The sequence below is a fragment of the Pseudomonas sp. GW823-FHT06B06 genome, from assembly GCF_058795195.1.
Map to the genome: position 1 here is coordinate 43,345 of NZ_JBXAHO010000039.1, position 19,582 is coordinate 62,926.

Here is a 19,582-nt window from a genome sequence, read left to right on the forward strand (position 1 = left end):
GGTCACGCACTAATTGCTGATAACATGGTCGTCCGAGCGGAAAACACTAGAGATCATGATGAGCCAACCCTGGAGCCCTGACAGCTGGCGCGCCCTGCCGATCCAGCAACAACCCCAATACCCCGACGCGGCGCATCTGCAGCACGTCGAGCAGACCCTGGCCAGCTACCCGCCGCTGGTGTTTGCCGGGGAAGCCCGGGAATTGCGCCGTCAGTTCGCCGAAGTGACCCAGGGACGAGCGTTTTTGCTGCAGGGCGGCGATTGCGCCGAAAGTTTCGCCGAGTTTTCCGCTGCGAAAATCCGCGACACCTTCAAGGTGCTGCTGCAAATGGCCATTGTCATGACTTTCGCGGCCGGCTGCCCGGTGGTCAAGGTCGGGCGCATGGCCGGGCAGTTCGCCAAGCCTCGCTCGGCTAACGACGAGACCATCGACGGCGTGACATTGCCCGCCTACCGTGGCGATATCGTCAACGGCATCGGTTTCGATGAAAAAAGCCGCGTGCCGGACCCGGAACGCCTGCTGCAGTCGTACCACCAGTCCACCGCCACCCTCAACCTGCTGCGCGCCTTCGCCCAGGGCGGGTTTGCCGACTTGCACCAGGTACACAAGTGGAACCTGGACTTCATTGCCAACTCGGCCCTCGCGGAAAAATACAGCCACCTCGCCGACCGCATTGATGAAACACTGGCGTTCATGCGCGCCTGTGGTATGGACAGCTCGCCGCAACTGCGCGAAACAAGTTTTTTCACCGCCCACGAAGCGCTGCTGCTCAATTACGAGGAAGCCTTTGTCCGTCGCGACAGCCTGACCAACGACTATTACGACTGTTCGGCCCACATGCTATGGATCGGCGATCGCACCCGCCAACTCGATGGCGCGCATGTCGAATTCCTGCGCGGGGTGAATAATCCGATCGGGGTCAAGGTCGGCCCGAGCATGAATCCCGAGGAGCTGATTCGCCTGATCGACGTGCTCAACCCCGACAACGATCCGGGGCGCCTGAACCTGATCGCCCGCATGGGCGCGAACAAGGTTGGCGATCATTTGCCGCAACTGATCCGCGCCGTGCAGCAAGAAGGCCGGCAGGTGCTCTGGAGTTCCGATCCGATGCACGGCAACACGATCAAGGCCAGTAGTGGCTACAAGACTCGCGACTTTGCGCAGATCCTTGGCGAGGTGAAGCAGTTCTTCCAGGTTCACGAAGCCGAGGGCAGTTACGCCGGTGGCATCCACATCGAAATGACCGGTCAGAATGTCACCGAGTGCATCGGTGGAGCGCGGCCGATCACCGAGGACGGTTTGTCGGATCGCTACCATACGCATTGCGACCCGCGGATGAATGCCGATCAGTCGCTGGAATTGGCGTTTTTGATTGCTGAGACATTGAAGCAGGTTCGGCGTTAAACAGCGCTGAATTCTTCGCGAGCAGGCTCGCTCCCACAGTGGACCGCGTCCTACTGGGCAACTCGGTTTACTGTGGGAGCGAGCCTGCTCGCGAAGGGGTCGGCTCAGGCACCATCAATACTGGCCAATGCCACCCGCAATCTTGCCGCACTCGCCCGCGGGCAATTCAACTGGACCTGCGCCAGTCCCAGCCAATCCGCCATCCGCCGCAAATTCACCGCCAACGCCAACATCCCCTCGTCATCCAGCCCCGACGCTTCCTCATGTACCGCATGCACCGCCAACCGCCCGGCCGCCCTCTCGGCACGCAGGTCAACCCGCGCGGCAATCCGTTCATTGTGCAAAAACGGCAGGACGTAATAGCCATAGACCCGCTTGTCCGGCGGCGTGTAGATCTCCAGCCGATAGCGAAAATCAAAAAGCCGCTCGGTACGGCTGCGCTCCCAGATCAGTGAGTCGAACGGTGAAAGCAAGGCGCTGGCATCGACCTTGCGCCGCACCTTCGGCTCAGGCAGGCAATAGGCAGGTTGCCGCCAGCCCTCGACTTCGCAGCGGAGCAACTCGCCTGCCTCGACCAACTCCGCCAGGCGCGGACGACTGTCCCCAGGACCCAAGCGAAAATAGTCTCTCAGATCTTTCTCGGTGCCGACGCCCAAGGCCGACGCAGCATGCCGTATCAGCCCGCGCTGGGCCTCAGCCTCGCTCAGCAGCGGCTGGGCCAGTATTGCCAAAGGAATAACCCGCTCCGGCAGGTCGTAGAGGCGTTCGAAGCCGCGCCTGCCTGCCACTGTCACTTCACCGGCGGCGAACAACCATTCCAGCGCATGCTTTTCCGCACTCCAGTCCCACCAGGGCCCTGCCCGTTCCTGGCGAGTCGACAGGCTGCCAGCGCCCAACGCGCCCTGCTCCTGAACACAGGCCAGCACCCGGCGAACCGTGTCCTGCTGCTCACGACCGAAACGCGCCAGTTGCTGATAAATATCTTCGCCACGGCTTGCCCGCTGCATGCGCCAGCGCATCAATGGGTACATCGACAAGGGCAGCAAGGACGCTTCATGCCCCCAGTATTCGAACAAGGTACGCTGTCGTCCCTGGCTCCAGGCGGCTTGATCTAGCAGGTCGGCGCGATACTGGCCAAGCCGGGAAAACAGCGGCAGGTAGTGCGAACGCACCAGCGCATTGACCGAGTCGATCTGCAAAATGCCCAGGCGCTCGATCAATCGATTGATCCTGGCAGGCTTGACCGGAACAGGGGGCTGGCGCCCGACGAAACCTTGTGCGCTCAGCGCCAGGCGTCTGGCTTGTTTCAAGGAAAAAGACAGGGATGCAGGCATCTGGCGGCTCTTCGGCAAGGGTCTTCCCACCTTAGCGGCAGGCGGGAAAAACGCCACTACCAACGCCTCATCGCTTGAGAGGATCATTCCAGAATGGCCGGGCAGACTCCCTGCGGACATCGGCTCGACTCAAGCCAATATCACGCAGGCACTCGTCGCTCAGTCGCGCCAACTCGGTTCGATCCCTGTTCAGTTTGCGCCAGCGCTGCAATTGCGTGACCACCGCCCAAACGGGCTGTCGGAGCCTGAGCAGCGCATCGCGCACGCCATGCCTCGCACGCTTTCGTTCAATGCCTTGTCGTTCCATGACACCACTCCTCAATGTTGGGGAGGGGATCTTCGGCCAGCGCAGAACCAGGCTCCAGCAAAGCTCTATGACCATCTGTTTCGGACTCGCGCCTACCCCATCAGCCCGGGGTTTGGCCGGGATAATGGGGTAGTGACAGGACATTTCCATGGGTCGTCGAGCCTATTTTCCATTGCTCATCGGGTCTTGCCAGAAGTGCAGTTCAGCTTCGTGGGCGACGTCGGCACGACTCAAGCCGATGTCCTTCAACGCCTCATCACTCATGCTCGCCAGCATTTCGCGCTCACGGTGCAGTTCGTACCAGCGACTGAACTTGTGCAACAGGTCGGATATCAGGTGAACCGAATGTTTTTCAGTGCCGTGAATTTCATGATGACCTTTCATCTTGTTGCCCTCCGTTTGGATAGCTCAAGTCTCTGCCCAGGTCTAAGATCAATCCAACGAATGTTTCTGATGGTAACCATCTCGGAGATTGATGAATGTCCGCCTACCCGAGTATTGATACCGAAGTGCTGCGCACCTTTGTCGCCATCGCTGACCAGGGGGGGTTCACCCGTGCCGGTGAATTGGTCAACCGTACCCAGTCAGCCGTCAGCATGCAGATGAAGCGGCTGGAAGAAGATGTGCTGCAGCGCCAATTGTTCCAGCGCGACGGACGCCAGGTGCGGCTCACGGCCGAAGGCCAGGTACTGCTGGGTTATGCGCGGCGTATCCTCAAGCTGCACAGCGAAGTATTCAACACGCTGCGCGAGCCACACATGGTCGGTACGGTTCGCATTGGCACCCCGGACGACTACGTGATGCGTTTTCTGCCGGGGATCCTGCGTCAGTTTGCCCAATCCTATCCGCTGATCCAGATCGAAGTGCATTGTGAATCATCAAAACAACTGCTGATGCGCCAGGATCTCGACCTGTCCATCGTCACCCGTGAACCGGGCAGCGAAATCGGCCAGTTGTTGCGCAAGGAGCGTTTGGTCTGGGCCGAGGCGCAATGCTACAGCGCCCACGAGCAGACGCCGTTGCGCCTGGCGATGTTCAACACTGATTGCTTCTGCCGGATGTGGGCCTGTAACGCCCTTGATGCCCAAGGGCGCGATTATCGCGTGGCGTATAACAGCGACAGTCTGTCGGCGATCATGGCGGTCGTCAGCGCTGGCCTGGCTGTCACCGCGCAACTTGAAAGCCTGATCACCGCGGACATGCGCATCCTGGGTGAAGCCGAGGACCTGCCAGTGCTACCCGAGGCCAGCATCATGCTGGTGCGCAACCTGCATAATCCGTCACCGATCACCGAGTGCCTGGCCGAGCATATCGTCGAAGGCTTCAAGCTTTAAACACAAGCATGACCGCACAGCACAGCAGGAAGCCGCAAAACAAGGCGCGCAACAGGCGCTCCGGCAGGCTGTGGGCGATCTTCACGCCCCAACTGATACTCATCAGCCCGCCGATCGCCAGTGGCACACCGATCATCCAGTTCACCTGGTGATGCACGCCATAGGTGACCAGCGTCACACCGGTGCTTGGCAGTGCCAGTGCCAGGGACAACCCTTGGGCAACCACCTGTGTAGTGCCGAACACGCTGGTCAACACCGGTGTGGCCACCACCGCCCCGCCCACGCCAAACAGCCCGCCCATGGTGCCGGATGCGGCACCGAGCACGCCGAGCCATGGCCAGGAATGGTTCATCTGCGTTGAAGGCGCTGCACTGGTGAAGAACATCCGCACCAGGTTGTAGGCGCACAACGCGATCAGGAACGCGACAAAACCGATGCGCATGCTTTGTGCATCGATACCCACCGCCCAGATCGATCCCAGCCAGGCGAAGCAAAAGCCCATCGAGGCCAGCGGCAGCGCGTAGCGCAACTCGATCTTGTTGCGCTGGTGGTAGCGCCACAGCGCCAGCATCACGTTCGGCACCACCATCACCAACGCCGTACCTTGGGCAATCTGCTGATCGAGACCGAATAACACGCCCAGCATAGGAATGGCGATCAATCCCCCGCCGATGCCAAAGAGGCCGCCGAGTGTTCCCAAGGCGGCGCCGAAAACCAGGTACAGCACAAACTCAATCACTGTGTATCTCTCCCAAACGTCAGGCGATTCATCCTACGCAACTGGTTCTGGCGGCGAAACGCACAGCAACGCACAATGGCTATGCCAAACTCGCACAAGCATCGAGCCACTCATGAATCCCAACCAACTGACCGATCAACTGGGCCTGTTTCTCGACGTTCTGGAAACCGGCAGTTTTTCCGCCGCGTCACGCCGTCATCCACTGACGCCCTCGGCTGTGGCACGGCGCATTGACAGTCTGGAAGGCGCCGTCGGCAGCCAATTGTTCATACGCAGCACCCATGCGGTGCGCGCGACGCCTGCGGGCATGGCGTTCGCTGAGCGCGCACGCAGGATCGTCGCCGAATTGCGCCTGGCCCGGGCCGAAGCGGTGTCCCTGAGCAGTGCTCCGGAAGGCCTGATTCGTATCGACGCACCGGCCGCGTTCGGGCGGCGTCATCTGGCACCGGTGATTGCCGATTTCCTGCTGCTCTATCCCGGCCTCGACGTGCAATTGCAGTTGATCGACAGCTTTGTCGACATGCAGGGCTTGAACCTGGGCAAGGTCGACCTGGTGTTGCGCGCCGGGCAATTGGCCGATACCCGGTTGGTGGCCACGCCGCTGGCGAGCATGGTTCGCATTGCCTGCGCCAGTCCCGCCTACTTGCAACGCCGCGGCGTGCCGAATGATCCGGCGCAACTGGTCGAGCATGATGGCCTGGACTGGGCCGGCCTGGCCCCTCCCTTCGCCTGGCGCTTTGAACGGAACGGCCAGATGCAATTGCATCGGCCGTCGCGCGTGCGCATGAGCGCCAACAATGCCGAAGCGTTGATCTCCAGCGCACTGGCCGGCCTGGGCATTGCCCACTTGCCGACCTGGCTCGTCAGCGAATACCTGTTGCGCGGCGAACTGCTGCCGTTGTTCTGCGAGAACGGCCTGCCAAAGCCGGAAAGCTCCGGGATCTACGCCTTGCGACTGCAGCAACAACCCAACTCCCGCAGTCGCCTTCTCCTGGAATACCTGAAAACCCGTTTCAGCCCCATTCCGCCCTGGGACCTGGAGCTGCAAACCCATCTGGGACGGCACTAGCCAAGAATTGTCTGGCGCGTTAAAGATTTGCCCGCTAGATTCATGAAGATCACTGATCAAGGTTTCCCAATGACCACCAAGCGCGACACCCCGGACAACTGCGACGACCTGCTGCTCGACAACCAGGCCTGTTTCGCCCTGCATTCCACTTCGCTGATGATGACCAAGGTCTACAAGCCCTTGCTGCAGGCGCTGGGCCTGACCTATCCGCAATACCTGGCGATGATGGTGCTGTGGGAGAAGGACGGTTTGACCGTAGGTGAAATCAGTGCGCGCCTGTTGACCGATCCCGGCTCGCTCACGCCATTGCTCAAGCGTCTGGAGGCCGAGGGTCTGCTCAGCCGCACCCGCAGCCGTGAGGACGAGCGCGTGGTGATCGTCGAACTCACCGAACAAGGCCGCGCCTTGCGCGACAAGGCCCGTGACATTCCGCAATGCATCCTCGGTGCCAGCGGCATGACGCTGGAACGTTTGCAGAAACTCCAGGCAGAACTTCAGGAACTGCGCCGGCATCTGCAAGACAGCCTCTGATTTTCAAACCTCCCGAAAATCCTCCCCTGTGGGAGCGAGCCTGCTCGCGAAGAGGGCATGTCAGGCGATATTGATGTTGCCTGGCACACCCTCTTTCGCGAGCAGGCTCGCTCCCACAGTCGTTTTGCGTTTGCGGTGAAAATTCAACTGATCCGAATTTTTTCATAAAAATATCTTGCGCGCTAAACATTAGCGCGATACATTCATCTCGCACTTACTTAGCGCGCAAACATTTAGCGCAAACATCCAAACCCGAACGAGGCTTTCACCATGCAAACTCTCTACACCGCTATCGCAACATCCACCGGTGGCCGCGACGGTCGTGCGATCTCCAGCGACAACGTTCTCGACGTCAAGCTCGCCACCCCGAAAGAACTCGGTGGTGCTGGCGGGGCGGCGACCAATCCTGAGCAACTGTTCGCCGCCGGTTACTCCGCCTGCTTCATTGGCGCGCTGAAATTCGTCGCCAGCCAGACCAAACGCAAAATTCCGGATGACGCGTCGATCACGGCCCACGTCGGCATCGGCCAGATCCCTGGCGGTTTCGGCCTGGATATCGACTTGCACATCAGCTTGCCGGGCCTTGAACAAGCCGACGCACAAACATTGGTCGAGGCTGCCCACCAGGTCTGCCCGTACTCCAACGCCACCCGCGGCAACGTCGAAGTGCGTCTGCACGTAACTGTCTAACGTCGCTTTCCACTCAGGCCCGAACAGGAAATGAACATGAACACTTTCAGCAAAGTCTTGACCGGTACCCTTCTCGCCCTGTCTGTCCACAGTGCATTCGCCGGCGACGTTGAACACAACACCCAGGCGTTTCTCGATGTGCTGAATGCCGGCACTGGCAAACCGATGGAACAGCTGACGCCCAAAGATGCTCGCGCCGTGCTGGTGGGCGCGCAATCCGGGGTGAAGCTGACGTTGCCAAAAGCCGATGTCAGCCAGAAGACCATCCAGGTCGATGGCCAACCGCTGGACCTGACCATCGTCCGGCCGGCCGGGGTCAAGGGTGAGCTGCCGGTGTTCATGTTCTTCCACGGCGGCGGCTGGGTTCTGGGGGACTTCCCGACGCACGAGCGTCTGGTTCGGGATCTGGTAGCGGGCTCGGGGGCGGCAGCGGTTTTCGTCAACTACACGCCGTCACCGGAAGCGCACTACCCGGTGGCGATCAACCAGGCTTACGCCGCGACCCAATGGGTGGCCGAGCACGGCAAGGAGATCAACGTCGATGGCAAACGCCTGGCGGTGGCCGGCAACAGTGTTGGCGGCAACATGGCGGCAGTGGTCGCGCTGATGGCAAAAGACAAAGGTACACCGGCAATCAAATTCCAGGTCCTGTTGTGGCCGGTGACCGATACCAACTTCGACACCGGTTCCTATAACCAGTATGCCGAAGGGCACTTCCTGACTCGCAACATGATGAAGTGGTTCTGGGACAACTACACCACCGACCCCAAGCAGCGTAACGAGATCTACGCTTCGCCGCTTCGGGCGACCCCGGCGCAACTCAAGGGCCTGCCACCTGCGTTGGTGCAAACCGCCGGAGCCGACGTACTGCGCGATGAAGGCGAGGCCTACGCCCGCAAACTCGACGAGGCCGGCGTGGCGGTGACCTCGGTACGCTACAACGGCATGATCCACGACTATGGTTTGCTCAACGTGGTCAGCCAGGTGCCGGCAGTGCGTTCGGCGATGTTGCAGGCGTCGCAAGAGCTCAAGCAACACCTGAAGTAACACCCCCCCTGTGTGTTTCCGACAGGCACAAAAAAGCCCGACTCGATGGTCGGGCTTTTTCATTCCTGAAGCAGTGCTTATTTAGCACGGCCTTTGTAGGAACCGCCTTCGCGGGTATCGATCTCGATCATGTCGCCGATTTCGATGAAGTCAGCAACCGACAGCTCGGTACCGTTCTTCAGTTTGGCAGGCTTCATCACCTTGCCGGAAGTGTCGCCGCGAGCGGAACCTTCGGTGTAGTCAACCTGACGCACGATAGTGGTCGGCAGCTCTACGGAAACCAGGCGGCCTTCGAAGAACACGGCTTCGCAAACGTCGGTCATGCCTTCTTCGATGAACGGCAGAACGCTCTCGATGTCTTCGGCGTTCAGTTCGTACATGGTGTAGTCGGTAGTGTCCATGAACGTGTAGCTGTCACCGCTGATGAAGGACAGGGTCGCTTCTTTACGGTCCAGGATCACGTCGTCCAGCTTGTCGTCGGCGCTGTAGACGGTTTCGGTCTTGTAGCCGGTCAGCAGGTTTTTCAGCTTGGTCTTCATGATCGCGCTGTTACGGCCCGACTTGGTGAATTCAGCTTTCTGAACCAGCCAAGGATCGTTGTCGATACGGATCACGGTACCGGGTTTGAGTTCTTTACCAGTTTTCATTGCGAATATCCGAATTTGGATGGGATTTACAAAAATCTAGGCCGCGTATCATATCCAATTTACATAAAACTGTACCAGCGCCGCGGCAAGATCGGTGTGCAAGGCCTGTTCCAGACACCACGTCTCGGCGTGATTTTGCAGCTGCGGCCAGTGTTTGCGGGTTGATTGCCAGTGGTCGGTCATTGTCTCACCGGCATTCCAGGCCCGCCAGAGACCGCTGATCGCCTCGCCAGCCGCAGGCGAAAGGTCTTTGGTGTAGAGAGAGAGGAAGGCTTCGAGCTTGTCCAGATGAACATCTTCCTCCTGCTGATAGATGTGCCACAACATCGGCCGTCCCGCCCATTGCGCGCGGACAAAGGAATCTTCGCCGCGTACGGCGTTGAAATCACAGCACCAGAGCAGCTGGTCATACTGGTCCTGTCGGACGAACGGCAGCACCTGCACGGTCAAGGCATCGCGCACATGCAATGCCCCCGCCTGCAGGTCCTGCACGCCCAGCCAACGCTCGACGTCACCCAGGATACGCCCTTGCGGCACCAACAGATGAGTGGGCATCGAGTCGCTCGCCAAGGTGTCCAGCCAGCTGGCCAACCCGGAATTTTCATAGGCAAACAGTGAAATCAGTAGCGCAGCGGGCGCGCGGTCGACTCCCAGGCCTTGCAGGAAGGTTTGCTGAGCCTCGGGACTCTGCTGGAATTGCCGGCGCCGCTCGAGCAATCCGCTTTCACGCAGCAGGCCGCCCGTACCTTTGTGGAACCCGGGGAAGAAAAAGTGCTTCTGGACGTGTTTGTATTTTACCGACGGCAAGCCGTGGCAGCCGATCACCCAGTCCTCGGCGCTCAGGTAATCGAGGTTCATCCACAGCGGCGTTTTGTCCCGCTGCGCCATGGCGTCCATGTAGGCGCCTGGCAACTGGCAGGCAAACGCGGCGATCACCACATCGGCCGCTTCTACCGGTTGCCAGTCGGCCGACCATTGACATACCTCGACACCCTGGTGCCATTGCCGACCAGCGTGAATGTCGATCTGCGGACACAGGCGCTCGAAGGCACGCAGATCATCGACCCACAAACGCACCTCCACCCCGTGCTCGGCCACCAGTTGCCGGGACAGCCGCCACGTCACGCCGATGTCGCCAAAATTGTCGACCACGGTGCAAAAAATATCCCAGCGGGTTTTCATATCAGGCATTCCAGGCTCCCGTTGGCAAAGGTGCCAATTGTCCGCATAAATCAGCCCGTGCAGAAGAGCCGACGCCGATTAATCTTCGTGCGACAATCGGCAATCGCCCGCGACCCTTCGCCAGGAGGCAACCATGCCCTACCGCCCTACTCCGCGCCGACCCATTGCGATTCACCTCAGCGTCCTGCAACTGACCGGCAGCATCGCCCTGGGCCTGTGGCTGGGTTTCATCGCCATCGCGTTGACCGGCTGGCTGGTGTCCCGGCTGTTTTTCAGCGAACAACTGGCGCCGGTCGCAGCCGCGGTGGAACAACTGGCCAAGCCGCCAGTGGTGGCACGCCCGGTGCCGGACAATCCCGCACAGAGCCCGTTGTTCGAGCAGTATGAAGAAAACCTGCGCAAGAACGAGCAGGCGCAACGACTCGACCAGGCGCGCGGCAGCAACCGCAACCTGTCGAACCCCCGCTGCCAATTCTGGTTACAACAGGATCAGACGGCACCGAGCGAAAAAAGCCGCGCCAACGTCCTGCAATTCTGCGATTGATCATGAATAAGCACACTGTCCACCAACTGATTCTCGACAAATTGCGGGTCGATCTCGACATTGCCGAGCGCGCGGCGCAAACCGCCTACGAAACCGCGACCCACGAAGAAAACATCGCTGAAAACAAGTACGACACCCTGGGCCTGGAGGCGTCTTACCTGGCTGCAGGCCAAGCCAGGCGGGTCGAGGAGATTCGCCAGTCACTGGCGCTTTGCCAGAACCTGGCATTGCGTGCGTATGACGAGCAACGGGGTATCGAGATAGGTGCGCTGCTCGGCCTGGAGGACGAAAAGGGCCGCGAGCAATGGTTGTTCCTGGCGCCGGATGCGGCGGGCCTGAAGGTTGACCTGGTGGGGCAACTGATTACCGTCATCACCCCGCGCTCACCGCTGGGCAAAAGCCTGCTGGGCAAGCTCGCAGGCGACGAGGTGGAGATCCTGGTGGCGGGCGCTCGGCAACAGTTTGCTGTCACCGAGGTGGTTTGACCGGCTGCCCCGCCAACGCGGCGGGCCGCTCTATCAGTGAACCGGCAGTTCGACGCCGTCGAACAGCTCTTCCAGCTCCTGTTTGTTGTGGCACTGGATGGCCTTGGCCATGACTTCGCGGGTCAGGTGCGGGGCGAACTTCTCGATGAAGTCACACATGAAACCGCGCAGGAAGGTGCCGCGACGGAAACCGATCTTGGTCACGCTGGATTCGAACAACTCGCTGGCATCGAGCACCACCAGGTCGTTGTCGAGCTTGGTATCGACCGCCATTTTCGCCACGATGCCCACACCCAGGCCCAGGCGCACGTAGGTCTTGATCACGTCGGCGTCCGCGGCGGTAAACACCACCTTGGGCGTCAGGCCACGGTGGCTGAAGGCTTCGTCGAGCTTGGAACGGCCGGTGAAACCGAACACATAGGTCACGATCGGGTATTCGGCCAGGGCTTCGAGAGTCAACTTCGAGAGTTTGGTCAACGGATGCCCCTGGGGCACGACCACACAGCGATTCCAGCGATAGCAAGGCATCATCACCAGGTCGCCAAACAGCTCGAGGGCTTCGGTGGCAATGGCGAAATCCACGGTGCCATCAGCGGCCATCTCGGCGATCTGCATCGGCGAGCCCTGGTGCATGTGCAGGGCAACGTCCGGATACTGCTTGATGAAATTGCTGATCACCGGCGGCAACGCGTAGCGCGCCTGGGTGTGGGTGGTGGCGATCGACAGGGTGCCTTTTTTCTCGTTGGAGAATTCCTGGGCGATCTGCTTGATGCTTTCGACCTTGCGCAGGATCTCGCCAGCGGTGGTGATAATGCGCTCACCGGCCGGAGTAACGCGCGTCAGGTGCTTGCCGCTGCGGGCGAACACTTCGACGCCCAATTCGTCTTCCAGCAAACGGATCTGCTTGCTGATGCCCGGCTGAGAGGTGTAGAGACTTTGGGCGGTAGCGGAAACGTTGAGGTCGTGGTGCGCCACTTCCCAGATGTAGCGCAATTGTTGGAGCTTCATATGAATCCCTCAAAGCAGGTAGACGCCACGGGCATCAGCGACGGTATATAACTATATTAATGGTTTGAAGAATAAATCTAGAACTTTTTGTCAAAACGCTATTATTCGTGTTCTAGCGATCCCCTTGGCGACGACGCTGCACCAGCGGCACCAGGTAGACCGGTACCTTGGCCAGTTGCAACACACGCGCTGCGGTCCGGCCCAAAGGCGTTTCAGCTCCAGCACCGTGACTGTGGCTCCCTACGATGAGCAAATCCACCGAGAGTTTCTGCGCCTGGTCGAGAATCACCTGCGATGGATCACCCTGCAGCACCCGTACCGCCTTGATCCGCAAAAGATCCTGCTCCCCCTCGTCACCCAACTCTTCGCGAAAATTGTCGAGCACCCGCTGCTCGATGCTGGCAATCACCGTGTTAAGACCCTGACTGTGAAATTCGTTCAATGCCTGCTCATCGAGATAACTCTGCAGCACCGATTCGGCAAACAGCCCCATGGGCTCGACGGCGTGCACCACGTACAGGTCGGCATCGAATGTTCGGGCCAATTCCAGGGCATGCTGCATCACCACGGGTGCGTACAGCCCGAGGTCAGTGGCATACAGCATCGAACGAATCATATGACCTCCTCGCGTGCCGACATGGCGGAGATTGATTCAGCTTAGCAGTGCCTTGGCGAGAGCGACATCTGGCGTAACACGTTGAACGGCGGGCTTAAACCTTTTGCTCGTTGCTTATGCCATGCGGCACATGGCCGGTAGCAACCACTTCGCGCGCCAACTCGCAGTGACCGGCCTGATCGTCGAAAAACACATCGGCGGCAAAGGCTTCGAGAAAGGCCGACTTGGTCAGGCCACCGAGAAACAGCGATTCATCCAGGCGAATATCCCACTCCCGCAACGTACGGATCACCCGCTCATGGGCTGGCGCCGAGCGTGCCGTGACCAGTGCCGTGCGAATCGGACAAGCGTCATCCGGGAACTCGCGCTGCAACAGATTGAGGGCAGCGAGGAAGCCCTTGAACGGCCCACCGCGCAGAGGCTCGCGGGCCGCTTCGCGCTCGCTGGCCTGAAACGCTTCCAGCCCACCGGCCTGATAGACGCGTTCGGATTCGTCGGAAAACAGTACGGCATCACCGTCGAAGGCAATGCGCAGTTCATCGCTGGCTGCACGACTGGCGCCGCCGGACAGAATGGTCGCCGCGGCGAATCCGGCGTCCAGCGCACTGCGTACGTCTTCGGCGTGGGTTGAAAGAAACAGATCGCAGCCAAAGGCCTTGAGGTAGGGATACGGACTGCGCCCTCCGACAAACGCCGCACGGGAAATCGCCAGTCCATAGTGATGGATCGAGTTGAACACGCGTAGTCCGGTGTCGGCGCTGTTGCGCGAGACCAAAATCACCTCGACCCGTGCCCGGCCGAGGTGGGCATTGAGGTTCAGGAGTTTTTGCACCAGCGGGAAGGCGTCACCGGGCTCGAGTATTTCTTCTTCGTGTTCAATCTGATATTGCCGGTAGGCCTCGACACCACTCGACAGATAGACCTTGTGGCTTTCACTCAGGTCGAACAACGCTCGCGAAGAAATCGCCAGCACCAACTTGTCGTCTATGGACTTTGGCATCCCCTTCCCCCTCCGGTTGATCGACTCAAGTATTACGTCGATCGATGAAACTCAAACTGCGATACATCGCCTCGATCCGTGGCAATTCACAGCCGACGGCCTTCGCCGCGGCCAGAGGCCGAGCGTAGATGGCCTCCAGTTCCAGCGGACGCTTGTGCAAAAAATCGTGGTACATGCTCGGCCAGTAGTCCGGCATTCTCTGCGTCACCTGCAAAAGCTGCTCGGCATAACCGGCGGGCACTTCGTGACCGCAGGCGGTTGCGCCCTGGATCACTTCGGCCATCAGCGAGGTGATCAGCTCACGGCTGTCGGCGTCGGCCATGAGCGGCGTGGTACTCGCCCCGAGCAGCACGGACAGGCCGTTGTACGGAATATTCCAGACCAGTTTCTGCCAGCGCGCCTGGTGCAGGTTAGCCATGGCCTGGGCGTCGATACCAGCCGCACGAAACAACCCGGCCCCCTCCTCGACAATCGCGGCACGCGATGGATCATCGGACGCCGGCCCGCTGTGATAGCCGACATGTACCGCCCCCAGCGCCTGATGAGTGATGACACCGGGGCCCTGGCGATGGACGCAGATATAGCAGAGCCCGCCCAGCACATGCAGCGCATCGGGCAGCAGTTCACGCAGGCAGTCTTCGACATCCAGGCCATTTTGCAACAGCAGCACCCTGGCATTCGGTGCAGCGGCTTGCACGATGGCGGGCGCGAGATCGCGATTACTGGTGGTTTTTGCGCCAACCAGCAACCAGTCGCAAGGTGGCATGTCTTCGGCCGCCGAGTAGGCCTGCACCGGATTCAGCGTCAGCGCTCCATGTACAGCGCTGTGCAGTTGCAGCCCGCGCTCGGCCACCGCACGAAACTCGCTGCGCAACAGAAAATGCACATCGTAGCCGGCCTGCGCCAGCATCATCCCGTAGAACCCGCCGATGGCCCCGGTCCCGATAATTCCGATTGTCGGTTTCGCAACTGCACCCGTCATGGCAACTCCTCTGCTGTTCGACCCAGCGCCTGCCCCAGAGCGGCGTTGAGCTCGGCGCCGGTCAGGCGCGATTTTAGTGCCCCGAAGAATTCGCCGTCGCGTACCACAAACAGCGCCGGCAAGTGAAAGACCTGATATCGCTCGACCACCCCGCCATTGTTGCCGGCATCGATCCAGCACAGGCGATCGACGTCCAGGTCGAGCGCAGGCAGCTGCTCACGGGCAAAACGACAGGAGGCGCAGCCGACACTGGTGAAAATCACCAGCGATACGCCGCTCATTGCCAGCAGCCGTTGGTCGGCGTCGAAATCGGTCAGTTCCAATTCGACCACTATACTGGGTGGAACAATGTCAGATGGCCGACACATGGAGTCCGTGCTCATGGGACGTTTTCTTCCTCATCCTGACGATATACCTGTCGAGTTGACGTTGCTCAAACCTGAGTGCATCTCCAGGCAACAGCTGCACACTATCAGCCTCGGGGGCATGGCTTGCAATTATCACCGTGCCTGGCGCCATGGCACCGCGCTGGAGGTGCGCATGCCGACCCTGAACCCGGACCTGCGCTTTCTGGGCTATGTGGCCTGGTGCCTGCGACGAAAGCGAGGCTACCTGGTGGGTATTGCCTTCGTCGACGAACAGACACTTTTCAGCGCAAGAATGGGCGAGCAGGTGTGCCAGATCGAGCGTTACTGCCGCCAGCATGACGCCCACAACGACCTGCAGGAAATCCAGGCCCTGGCCCTGGAGTGGGTCCAGCAGCATGCCGACGAGTTCTCCCACGACAAGGTTCACCAGGCATTTGCACAGGCCGTGCTGGATTAAACCGGGCCAGCCCATTGTCTAGCCACGGTGTAACGCGCTAAGGTTCTGCTCCCCGACGCGCTTAATTTGCTGTGCTCCGCCGCGCGGGTTCGCTGGCGGCCGGCACCCGTGACCTGACGAGTAAACGATGGCTGATTTACCGATCAACGACCTAAACGTCGCTTCCAACGAGACGCTGATCACTCCTGACCAGCTCAAGCGTGATATCCCCCTGAGCGATGCCGCCCTGCGCACCGTCACCAAGGGCCGCGAAGTCATTCGCAACATTCTCGATGGTACCGACCATCGCCTGTTCGTGGTCATCGGGCCTTGCTCGATCCACGACATCAAGGCGGCCCACGAGTACGCCGAGCGCCTGAAGGTTCTCGCGGCGGAAGTGTCCGATACCTTGTATCTGGTCATGCGTGTGTATTTCGAGAAGCCACGCACCACCGTTGGCTGGAAAGGCTTGATCAACGACCCCTACCTGGACGACTCGTTCAAGATCCAGGACGGCCTGCATATTGGTCGCCAGCTGTTGCTGGACCTGGCCGAAATGGGCCTGCCAACCGCTACCGAGGCACTCGATCCGATCTCACCGCAATACCTGCAGGATTTGATCAGTTGGTCGGCCATCGGCGCGCGTACTACCGAATCCCAGACTCACCGTGAAATGGCCTCCGGCCTGTCCTCGGCCGTCGGCTTCAAGAACGGTACGGATGGCGGCCTGACCGTTGCGATCAACGCCCTGCAATCGGTTTCCAGCCCGCACCGCTTCCTGGGCATCAACCAGGAAGGTGGCGTGTCGATCGTTACCACCAAGGGCAATGCCTACGGTCACGTCGTACTGCGCGGCGGCAACGGTAAGCCGAACTACGATTCGGTCAGCGTAGCCCTGTGCGAACAAGCGCTGAACAAAGCGAAGATCAAGCCCAACATCATGGTCGATTGCAGCCACGCCAACTCCAACAAGGACCCGGCCCTGCAACCGCTGGTGATGGAAAACGTCGCCAACCAGATCCTCGAAGGCAATCAGTCGATCATCGGCCTGATGGTCGAAAGCCACCTGAATTGGGGTTGCCAGGCCATCCCGAAAGACCTCGCCGACCTGCAATACGGCGTGTCGATCACCGATGCCTGCATCGACTGGACTGCTACCGAAAACACCTTGCGCAGCATGCATGCCAAGCTCAAGGAAGTACTGCCAAAACGCCAACGCACCTGATTGGCGCTTGCCGCAGACAAAAAAACGCCGGGCTGAGCCCGGCGTTTTTTATGCAGCGATTTTCTCGAGGGTCACTGGCTCAGCTTGGCAGCATGGCGCTGGTGACGCTCCATGTAGCGCTCGACATAGGAGCACGAGGGAATGACGGTATAGCCCATTTCCTCGGCGTACTGCAGCGCCTGTTCGGTCAGGGCCGCGGCGATGCCGCGACCGCGCAATGCATTGGGCACAAATGTGCGATAGATATCCAGGGTCTGTTTCCCCAGATCCATATAGGTCAGGTAGGCACGATGACCGTCCACATTGGTCTCGAATTGATGACCAGCCTGGTCATGGTGGATGGACAACGCCTCGCTCATCACTACTCCTCGCGGGTCTGGAATTCTGACCCCTACCTTACCGATGTTTTTCCGGCGAAGGAACAACTACGCCACCCCGTGCCTGAATCGACACCGAGAAGAGCTACACCGATCTCGCGCAACCGAGCACGTACAAATAGTAGGCACCATTGGCAGAAATGCTCAAGGTTCGCTCGTCATCATGCTGGTTGGCAGGTGCTGCTGTGGATAACGCAGGAAACAGCTCGACCGAAAGGTCTTGCAGCGATCGGTAGCCTGAACATTGCCGGATGTTGAGACATAAGACGAGCGCCCCTCGTTAAAGTCACCTGAACATCGAGAAAGATATGAGGGACACTGCGCAATTTCCGAACAAAAGTGTAGACGAATGCATCTAGAAGGACTTTAGCCAAGACCGGAAAAAGAGCTTTGAGCCTGGGGAACTTTTCCTTGGCGGCTCGCTCATCTCGGGCCTTGCAGCTGGATATTTTTTATACAACGCAGTTAAAAGTTGCTCGAAAAAGAATCAACGCCTACAATTTTTTTTGCTTCTTGCTTCACGTCAGTTTACTTACGACAAGTAATGGGTAGTATGTACGCCGGCTATTTCCTCACTCGGAGGAGACAGCCACTTAATAGAAAGTCCTTGAAGGGGAACACGATGAACAACGTTCTGAAATTCTCTGCTCTGGCCCTGGCCGCAGTTCTGGCTACCGGTTGCAGCAGCGCATCGAAAGAAACCGAAGCACGTCTGACCGCTACTGAAGACGCAGCAGCTCGCTCCCAAGCTCGTGCAGACGAAGCTTACCGTAAAGCTGATGAAGCTCTGGCTGCTGCTCAAAAAGCACAACAGACTGCTGACGAAGCTAACGAGCGTGCTCTGCGCATGCTGGAAAAAGCTAGCCGCAAGTAATAGTCCTTCGGGATTATTATCAAGCCGACCCATTTTTTGGGTCGGCTTTTTTATTGCCTGCTGTTTCCTGCAGCCAATAAAAAACCCGCCGACGCGGCCTGCGTCGGCGGGTTTTTTTCAGGCATTACTGCAGCGGGTCGATCGGCGCACTCGTCACCATGGCCGCGGTAGTGTTCGGCACGCCGATTTCCACCGGCAGGCCATCTTCGGCAGCCACTACATCACGTACCACATCCCAGTTCATACGCAGGTTATTGGTGATGTCTTCACGCTTGAGCATCGCGTTGATCACCGCAGTGTGCTTGTCGACCACCGACGGGTTGCCCTTGTCATCCAGCGGCGTGTGCGCTTCCAGGTAGACCTTGCCGCCACTCACGCCAAACTTGTAGGAGTCGTTGATGATCCGCACCGACGTTCCAACCGGCACCATGCCTGCCATTTCCAGCACGTTATTGTTGAACATGCGGAAGCAGCCATGGCTGGTGCGCATGCCGATGCCGAACTTCTTGTTCGAGCCGTGGATCAGGTAGCCCGGAGTCCCCAGGGTGAACTTGAACGGCCCCAGCGGGTTGTCAGGGCCGGCCGGCACCACGTTGGGCAGCGGATCACCATCGGCGGCATGTTCGGCCTTGATCGATGCTGGAGGCGTCCAGGTAGGGTTCGGCGTCTTGGCGGTGATGCTGGTGTGGGCAATCGGCGAGCCCCAACCTTCACGACCGATACCCAGCGGGTAGGTGTACACCACGTTCCGGCCTTTCGGGAAGTAGTAGAGGCGGTACTCGGCCAGGTTGATCACAATACCTTCACGTGGTCCTGGTGGCAGGATGAAGCGGGTTGGAAGCACGATTTCAGTGCCGGCACCAGGCAACCATGGATCGACGCCAGGGTTAGCGGCCACCATTTCCGAATAACCCAGGTCGTAGGTCGTGCCCAGGTCGGCGAAGGTATCTTCGTACTTGGCCTTGATCACCTGTACCTGACCAACGATGTCTTCACCAGGCGGTGGCAGGGGTAGCTCCAATGCTGCGACGGGACCCGCTACACAGAGGGCGGCAAGTGTCAGGCAGCGGGTGACGGCGGGAAAGCGCGGCAACATCCGGAAAATCCTTTGCATGATCGACATAGGGTATAAGAACGCGATTGTACACCGCTGGCCGTTATTTCGGGGAGGTTGCGGGGGGTGTAGGCGATGCAAGGCATTTCGTGTCGCCTGCCATTCGACCTATTGTTTGTTAACGGAGTACATATCCATTCCTCCGGTAACGGCCACTTAGGGTTTCGCTTTTACAGCGAGTCACTTGGAAAAGCCCCAAGTAACCAAGGGCTCTTGCCCCTGGCGTTCGGTGCCTCGCTAATGCTCGGCATGCCCTCGCTCCGGTCCT

The 19,582-nt window shown here is 59.5% G+C and carries 24 protein-coding genes; 11 read left to right on the forward strand and 13 right to left on the reverse strand.

Features of this window, described 5'->3' with window-relative positions; genetic code table 11:
* The first annotated feature begins 58 nt into the window (after positions 1-58).
* Positions 59-1,405, forward strand: coding sequence for a class II 3-deoxy-7-phosphoheptulonate synthase (locus AC1Q8Q_RS26385; protein ID WP_033041859.1), 1,347 nt, complete (start codon positions 59-61; stop codon positions 1,403-1,405).
* Positions 1,406-1,509: 104 nt separating this feature from the next.
* Here AC1Q8Q_RS26385 and AC1Q8Q_RS26390 read toward each other — a convergent pair whose 3' ends face one another.
* From AC1Q8Q_RS26390 to AC1Q8Q_RS26400, 3 genes are all read right to left on the reverse strand, one after another.
* A complete protein-coding gene (locus AC1Q8Q_RS26390) occupies positions 1,510-2,739 on the reverse strand; it encodes a winged helix-turn-helix domain-containing protein (protein ID WP_492615712.1) in 1,230 nt (409 codons plus the stop codon).
* A 67-nt stretch (positions 2,740-2,806) separates the two neighbouring features.
* Entirely contained in the window at positions 2,807-3,046 is a 240-nt protein-coding gene (locus tag AC1Q8Q_RS26395) for a DUF1127 domain-containing protein (protein WP_020800399.1), read from the reverse strand.
* Positions 3,047-3,208: 162 nt separating this feature from the next.
* A complete protein-coding gene (locus tag AC1Q8Q_RS26400; RefSeq protein WP_020800398.1) occupies positions 3,209-3,430 on the reverse strand; it encodes a DUF1127 domain-containing protein in 222 nt (73 codons plus the stop codon).
* A 95-nt stretch (positions 3,431-3,525) separates the two neighbouring features.
* Here AC1Q8Q_RS26400 and AC1Q8Q_RS26405 point away from each other — a divergent pair, with 95 nt between their 5' ends.
* Positions 3,526-4,380, forward strand: coding sequence for a LysR substrate-binding domain-containing protein (locus AC1Q8Q_RS26405; protein WP_020800397.1), 855 nt, complete (start codon positions 3,526-3,528; stop codon positions 4,378-4,380).
* Here the strand turns inward: AC1Q8Q_RS26405 and AC1Q8Q_RS26410 are convergent.
* The gene (locus tag AC1Q8Q_RS26410; protein ID WP_020800396.1) at positions 4,370-5,119 is read right to left on the reverse strand and encodes a sulfite exporter TauE/SafE family protein; all 750 of its coding nucleotides are present in this window, start codon (positions 5,117-5,119) and stop codon (positions 4,370-4,372) included. The genes AC1Q8Q_RS26405 and AC1Q8Q_RS26410 overlap by 11 nt on opposite strands.
* A 112-nt stretch (positions 5,120-5,231) precedes the next feature.
* Between AC1Q8Q_RS26410 and AC1Q8Q_RS26415 the strand changes: the two genes are divergently transcribed.
* The 4 genes from AC1Q8Q_RS26415 to AC1Q8Q_RS26430 all read left to right on the forward strand — a co-directional run bounded on the left by AC1Q8Q_RS26415 (position 5,232) and on the right by AC1Q8Q_RS26430 (position 8,456).
* A complete protein-coding gene (locus AC1Q8Q_RS26415) occupies positions 5,232-6,188 on the forward strand; it encodes a LysR family transcriptional regulator (RefSeq protein ID WP_020800395.1) in 957 nt (318 codons plus the stop codon).
* Positions 6,189-6,257: 69 nt separating this feature from the next.
* Positions 6,258-6,719 carry a MarR family winged helix-turn-helix transcriptional regulator gene (locus AC1Q8Q_RS26420; RefSeq protein WP_020800394.1) on the forward strand — a complete coding sequence of 154 codons (462 nt, stop codon included), beginning with the start codon at positions 6,258-6,260 and terminating at the stop codon, positions 6,717-6,719.
* Positions 6,720-6,989: 270 nt separating this feature from the next.
* Positions 6,990-7,409: an organic hydroperoxide resistance protein gene (locus AC1Q8Q_RS26425; protein ID WP_033041858.1), complete on the forward strand. Its 420-nt coding sequence runs from the start codon at positions 6,990-6,992 to the stop codon at positions 7,407-7,409.
* 36 nt (positions 7,410-7,445) lie between these two features.
* Positions 7,446-8,456 carry an alpha/beta hydrolase gene (locus AC1Q8Q_RS26430; RefSeq protein ID WP_168758607.1) on the forward strand — a complete coding sequence of 337 codons (1,011 nt, stop codon included), beginning with the start codon at positions 7,446-7,448 and terminating at the stop codon, positions 8,454-8,456.
* A 77-nt stretch (positions 8,457-8,533) separates the two neighbouring features.
* Here the strand turns inward: AC1Q8Q_RS26430 and efp are convergent, their stop codons facing one another.
* Positions 8,534-9,103, reverse strand: a complete 570-nt coding sequence (efp, locus tag AC1Q8Q_RS26435) for an elongation factor P (RefSeq protein WP_008057003.1) — start codon at positions 9,101-9,103, stop codon at positions 8,534-8,536.
* A gap of 48 nt (positions 9,104-9,151) precedes the next feature.
* Entirely contained in the window at positions 9,152-10,294 is a 1,143-nt protein-coding gene (gene earP, locus AC1Q8Q_RS26440; RefSeq protein ID WP_151142868.1) for an elongation factor P maturation arginine rhamnosyltransferase EarP, read from the reverse strand.
* Between the two features lie 124 nt (positions 10,295-10,418).
* Here earP and AC1Q8Q_RS26445 point away from each other — a divergent pair, with 124 nt between their 5' ends.
* Together AC1Q8Q_RS26445 and AC1Q8Q_RS26450 are read left to right on the forward strand one after the other, a co-directional pair.
* Positions 10,419-10,829, forward strand: a complete 411-nt coding sequence (locus tag AC1Q8Q_RS26445; protein ID WP_033041856.1) for a hypothetical protein — start codon at positions 10,419-10,421, stop codon at positions 10,827-10,829.
* Positions 10,830-10,831: 2 nt separating this feature from the next.
* Complete coding sequence (locus AC1Q8Q_RS26450) at positions 10,832-11,314, forward strand: GreA/GreB family elongation factor (RefSeq protein WP_168758611.1); 483 nt, start codon at positions 10,832-10,834, stop codon at positions 11,312-11,314.
* A 33-nt stretch (positions 11,315-11,347) separates the two neighbouring features.
* Here AC1Q8Q_RS26450 and cysB read toward each other — a convergent pair whose 3' ends face one another.
* From cysB to AC1Q8Q_RS26475, 5 genes are all read right to left on the reverse strand, one after another.
* Complete coding sequence (cysB, locus tag AC1Q8Q_RS26455; protein ID WP_008057010.1) at positions 11,348-12,322, reverse strand: HTH-type transcriptional regulator CysB; 975 nt, start codon at positions 12,320-12,322, stop codon at positions 11,348-11,350.
* A 112-nt stretch (positions 12,323-12,434) separates the two neighbouring features.
* Positions 12,435-12,938 (reverse strand): universal stress protein, encoded by a 504-nt coding sequence (locus AC1Q8Q_RS26460; protein WP_020800388.1) that lies wholly within the window; start codon positions 12,936-12,938, stop codon positions 12,435-12,437.
* Between the two features lie 94 nt (positions 12,939-13,032).
* A complete protein-coding gene (locus AC1Q8Q_RS26465; RefSeq protein ID WP_020800387.1) occupies positions 13,033-13,938 on the reverse strand; it encodes a 5'-nucleotidase in 906 nt (301 codons plus the stop codon).
* Positions 13,939-13,963: 25 nt separating this feature from the next.
* Complete coding sequence (locus tag AC1Q8Q_RS26470; RefSeq protein WP_492615713.1) at positions 13,964-14,920, reverse strand: putative 2-dehydropantoate 2-reductase; 957 nt, start codon at positions 14,918-14,920, stop codon at positions 13,964-13,966.
* The gene (locus AC1Q8Q_RS26475) at positions 14,917-15,303 is read right to left on the reverse strand and encodes a thioredoxin family protein (protein ID WP_033041854.1); all 387 of its coding nucleotides are present in this window, start codon (positions 15,301-15,303) and stop codon (positions 14,917-14,919) included. The genes AC1Q8Q_RS26470 and AC1Q8Q_RS26475 overlap by 4 nt, the downstream gene beginning before the upstream one ends.
* Between AC1Q8Q_RS26475 and AC1Q8Q_RS26480 the strand changes: the two genes are divergently transcribed.
* Both AC1Q8Q_RS26480 and AC1Q8Q_RS26485 read left to right on the forward strand, forming a co-directional pair.
* Complete coding sequence (locus AC1Q8Q_RS26480) at positions 15,302-15,745, forward strand: PilZ domain-containing protein (protein WP_020800384.1); 444 nt, start codon at positions 15,302-15,304, stop codon at positions 15,743-15,745. The two genes, AC1Q8Q_RS26475 and AC1Q8Q_RS26480, sit on opposite strands and share 2 nt — an antisense overlap.
* 127 nt (positions 15,746-15,872) lie before the next feature.
* Positions 15,873-16,949, forward strand: a complete 1,077-nt coding sequence (locus tag AC1Q8Q_RS26485) for a 3-deoxy-7-phosphoheptulonate synthase (protein WP_020800383.1) — start codon at positions 15,873-15,875, stop codon at positions 16,947-16,949.
* 71 nt (positions 16,950-17,020) lie between these two features.
* Here AC1Q8Q_RS26485 and AC1Q8Q_RS26490 read toward each other — a convergent pair whose 3' ends face one another.
* On the reverse strand, positions 17,021-17,308 hold the full coding sequence (locus AC1Q8Q_RS26490; protein ID WP_020800382.1) for a GNAT family N-acetyltransferase: 288 nt from the start codon (positions 17,306-17,308) through the stop codon (positions 17,021-17,023).
* A 640-nt stretch (positions 17,309-17,948) separates the two neighbouring features.
* Between AC1Q8Q_RS26490 and oprI the strand changes: the two genes are divergently transcribed.
* Positions 17,949-18,200 carry an outer membrane lipoprotei OprI gene (oprI, locus tag AC1Q8Q_RS26495; protein ID WP_003183784.1) on the forward strand — a complete coding sequence of 84 codons (252 nt, stop codon included), beginning with the start codon at positions 17,949-17,951 and terminating at the stop codon, positions 18,198-18,200.
* 124 nt (positions 18,201-18,324) lie between these two features.
* Here oprI and AC1Q8Q_RS26500 read toward each other — a convergent pair whose 3' ends face one another.
* The gene (locus AC1Q8Q_RS26500) at positions 18,325-19,296 is read right to left on the reverse strand and encodes a L,D-transpeptidase family protein (RefSeq protein WP_020800381.1); all 972 of its coding nucleotides are present in this window, start codon (positions 19,294-19,296) and stop codon (positions 18,325-18,327) included.
* Positions 19,297-19,582: the final 286 nt, after the last annotated feature.

Bases quoted from the DNA above. Each gene is read 5' to 3' on its own strand.
- AC1Q8Q_RS26395 (WP_020800399.1), bottom strand. From the start codon at position 3,046: ATGGAACGACAAGGCATTGAACGAAAGCGTGCGAGGCATGGCGTGCGC.
- AC1Q8Q_RS26485 (WP_020800383.1), top strand. From the start codon at position 15,873: ATGGCTGATTTACCGATCAACGACCTAAACGTCGCTTCCAACGAGACG.
- AC1Q8Q_RS26500 (WP_020800381.1), bottom strand. From the start codon at position 19,296: ATGTTGCCGCGCTTTCCCGCCGTCACCCGCTGCCTGACACTTGCCGCC.
- earP (WP_151142868.1), bottom strand. From the start codon at position 10,294: ATGCCTGATATGAAAACCCGCTGGGATATTTTTTGCACCGTGGTCGAC.
- AC1Q8Q_RS26405 (WP_020800397.1), top strand. From the start codon at position 3,526: ATGTCCGCCTACCCGAGTATTGATACCGAAGTGCTGCGCACCTTTGTC.
- AC1Q8Q_RS26480 (WP_020800384.1), top strand. From the start codon at position 15,302: ATGGGACGTTTTCTTCCTCATCCTGACGATATACCTGTCGAGTTGACG.
- efp (WP_008057003.1), bottom strand. From the start codon at position 9,103: ATGAAAACTGGTAAAGAACTCAAACCCGGTACCGTGATCCGTATCGAC.
- AC1Q8Q_RS26470 (WP_492615713.1), bottom strand. From the start codon at position 14,920: ATGACGGGTGCAGTTGCGAAACCGACAATCGGAATTATCGGGACCGGG.
- AC1Q8Q_RS26390 (WP_492615712.1), bottom strand. From the start codon at position 2,739: ATGCCTGCATCCCTGTCTTTTTCCTTGAAACAAGCCAGACGCCTGGCG.
- AC1Q8Q_RS26385 (WP_033041859.1), top strand. From the start codon at position 59: ATGAGCCAACCCTGGAGCCCTGACAGCTGGCGCGCCCTGCCGATCCAG.
- AC1Q8Q_RS26425 (WP_033041858.1), top strand. From the start codon at position 6,990: ATGCAAACTCTCTACACCGCTATCGCAACATCCACCGGTGGCCGCGAC.
- AC1Q8Q_RS26460 (WP_020800388.1), bottom strand. From the start codon at position 12,938: ATGATTCGTTCGATGCTGTATGCCACTGACCTCGGGCTGTACGCACCC.
- AC1Q8Q_RS26450 (WP_168758611.1), top strand. From the start codon at position 10,832: ATGAATAAGCACACTGTCCACCAACTGATTCTCGACAAATTGCGGGTC.
- AC1Q8Q_RS26420 (WP_020800394.1), top strand. From the start codon at position 6,258: ATGACCACCAAGCGCGACACCCCGGACAACTGCGACGACCTGCTGCTC.
- AC1Q8Q_RS26475 (WP_033041854.1), bottom strand. From the start codon at position 15,303: ATGAGCACGGACTCCATGTGTCGGCCATCTGACATTGTTCCACCCAGT.
- AC1Q8Q_RS26445 (WP_033041856.1), top strand. From the start codon at position 10,419: ATGCCCTACCGCCCTACTCCGCGCCGACCCATTGCGATTCACCTCAGC.
- AC1Q8Q_RS26400 (WP_020800398.1), bottom strand. From the start codon at position 3,430: ATGAAAGGTCATCATGAAATTCACGGCACTGAAAAACATTCGGTTCAC.
- oprI (WP_003183784.1), top strand. From the start codon at position 17,949: ATGAACAACGTTCTGAAATTCTCTGCTCTGGCCCTGGCCGCAGTTCTG.
- AC1Q8Q_RS26430 (WP_168758607.1), top strand. From the start codon at position 7,446: ATGAACACTTTCAGCAAAGTCTTGACCGGTACCCTTCTCGCCCTGTCT.
- AC1Q8Q_RS26465 (WP_020800387.1), bottom strand. From the start codon at position 13,938: ATGCCAAAGTCCATAGACGACAAGTTGGTGCTGGCGATTTCTTCGCGA.
- cysB (WP_008057010.1), bottom strand. From the start codon at position 12,322: ATGAAGCTCCAACAATTGCGCTACATCTGGGAAGTGGCGCACCACGAC.
- AC1Q8Q_RS26415 (WP_020800395.1), top strand. From the start codon at position 5,232: ATGAATCCCAACCAACTGACCGATCAACTGGGCCTGTTTCTCGACGTT.
- AC1Q8Q_RS26490 (WP_020800382.1), bottom strand. From the start codon at position 17,308: ATGAGCGAGGCGTTGTCCATCCACCATGACCAGGCTGGTCATCAATTC.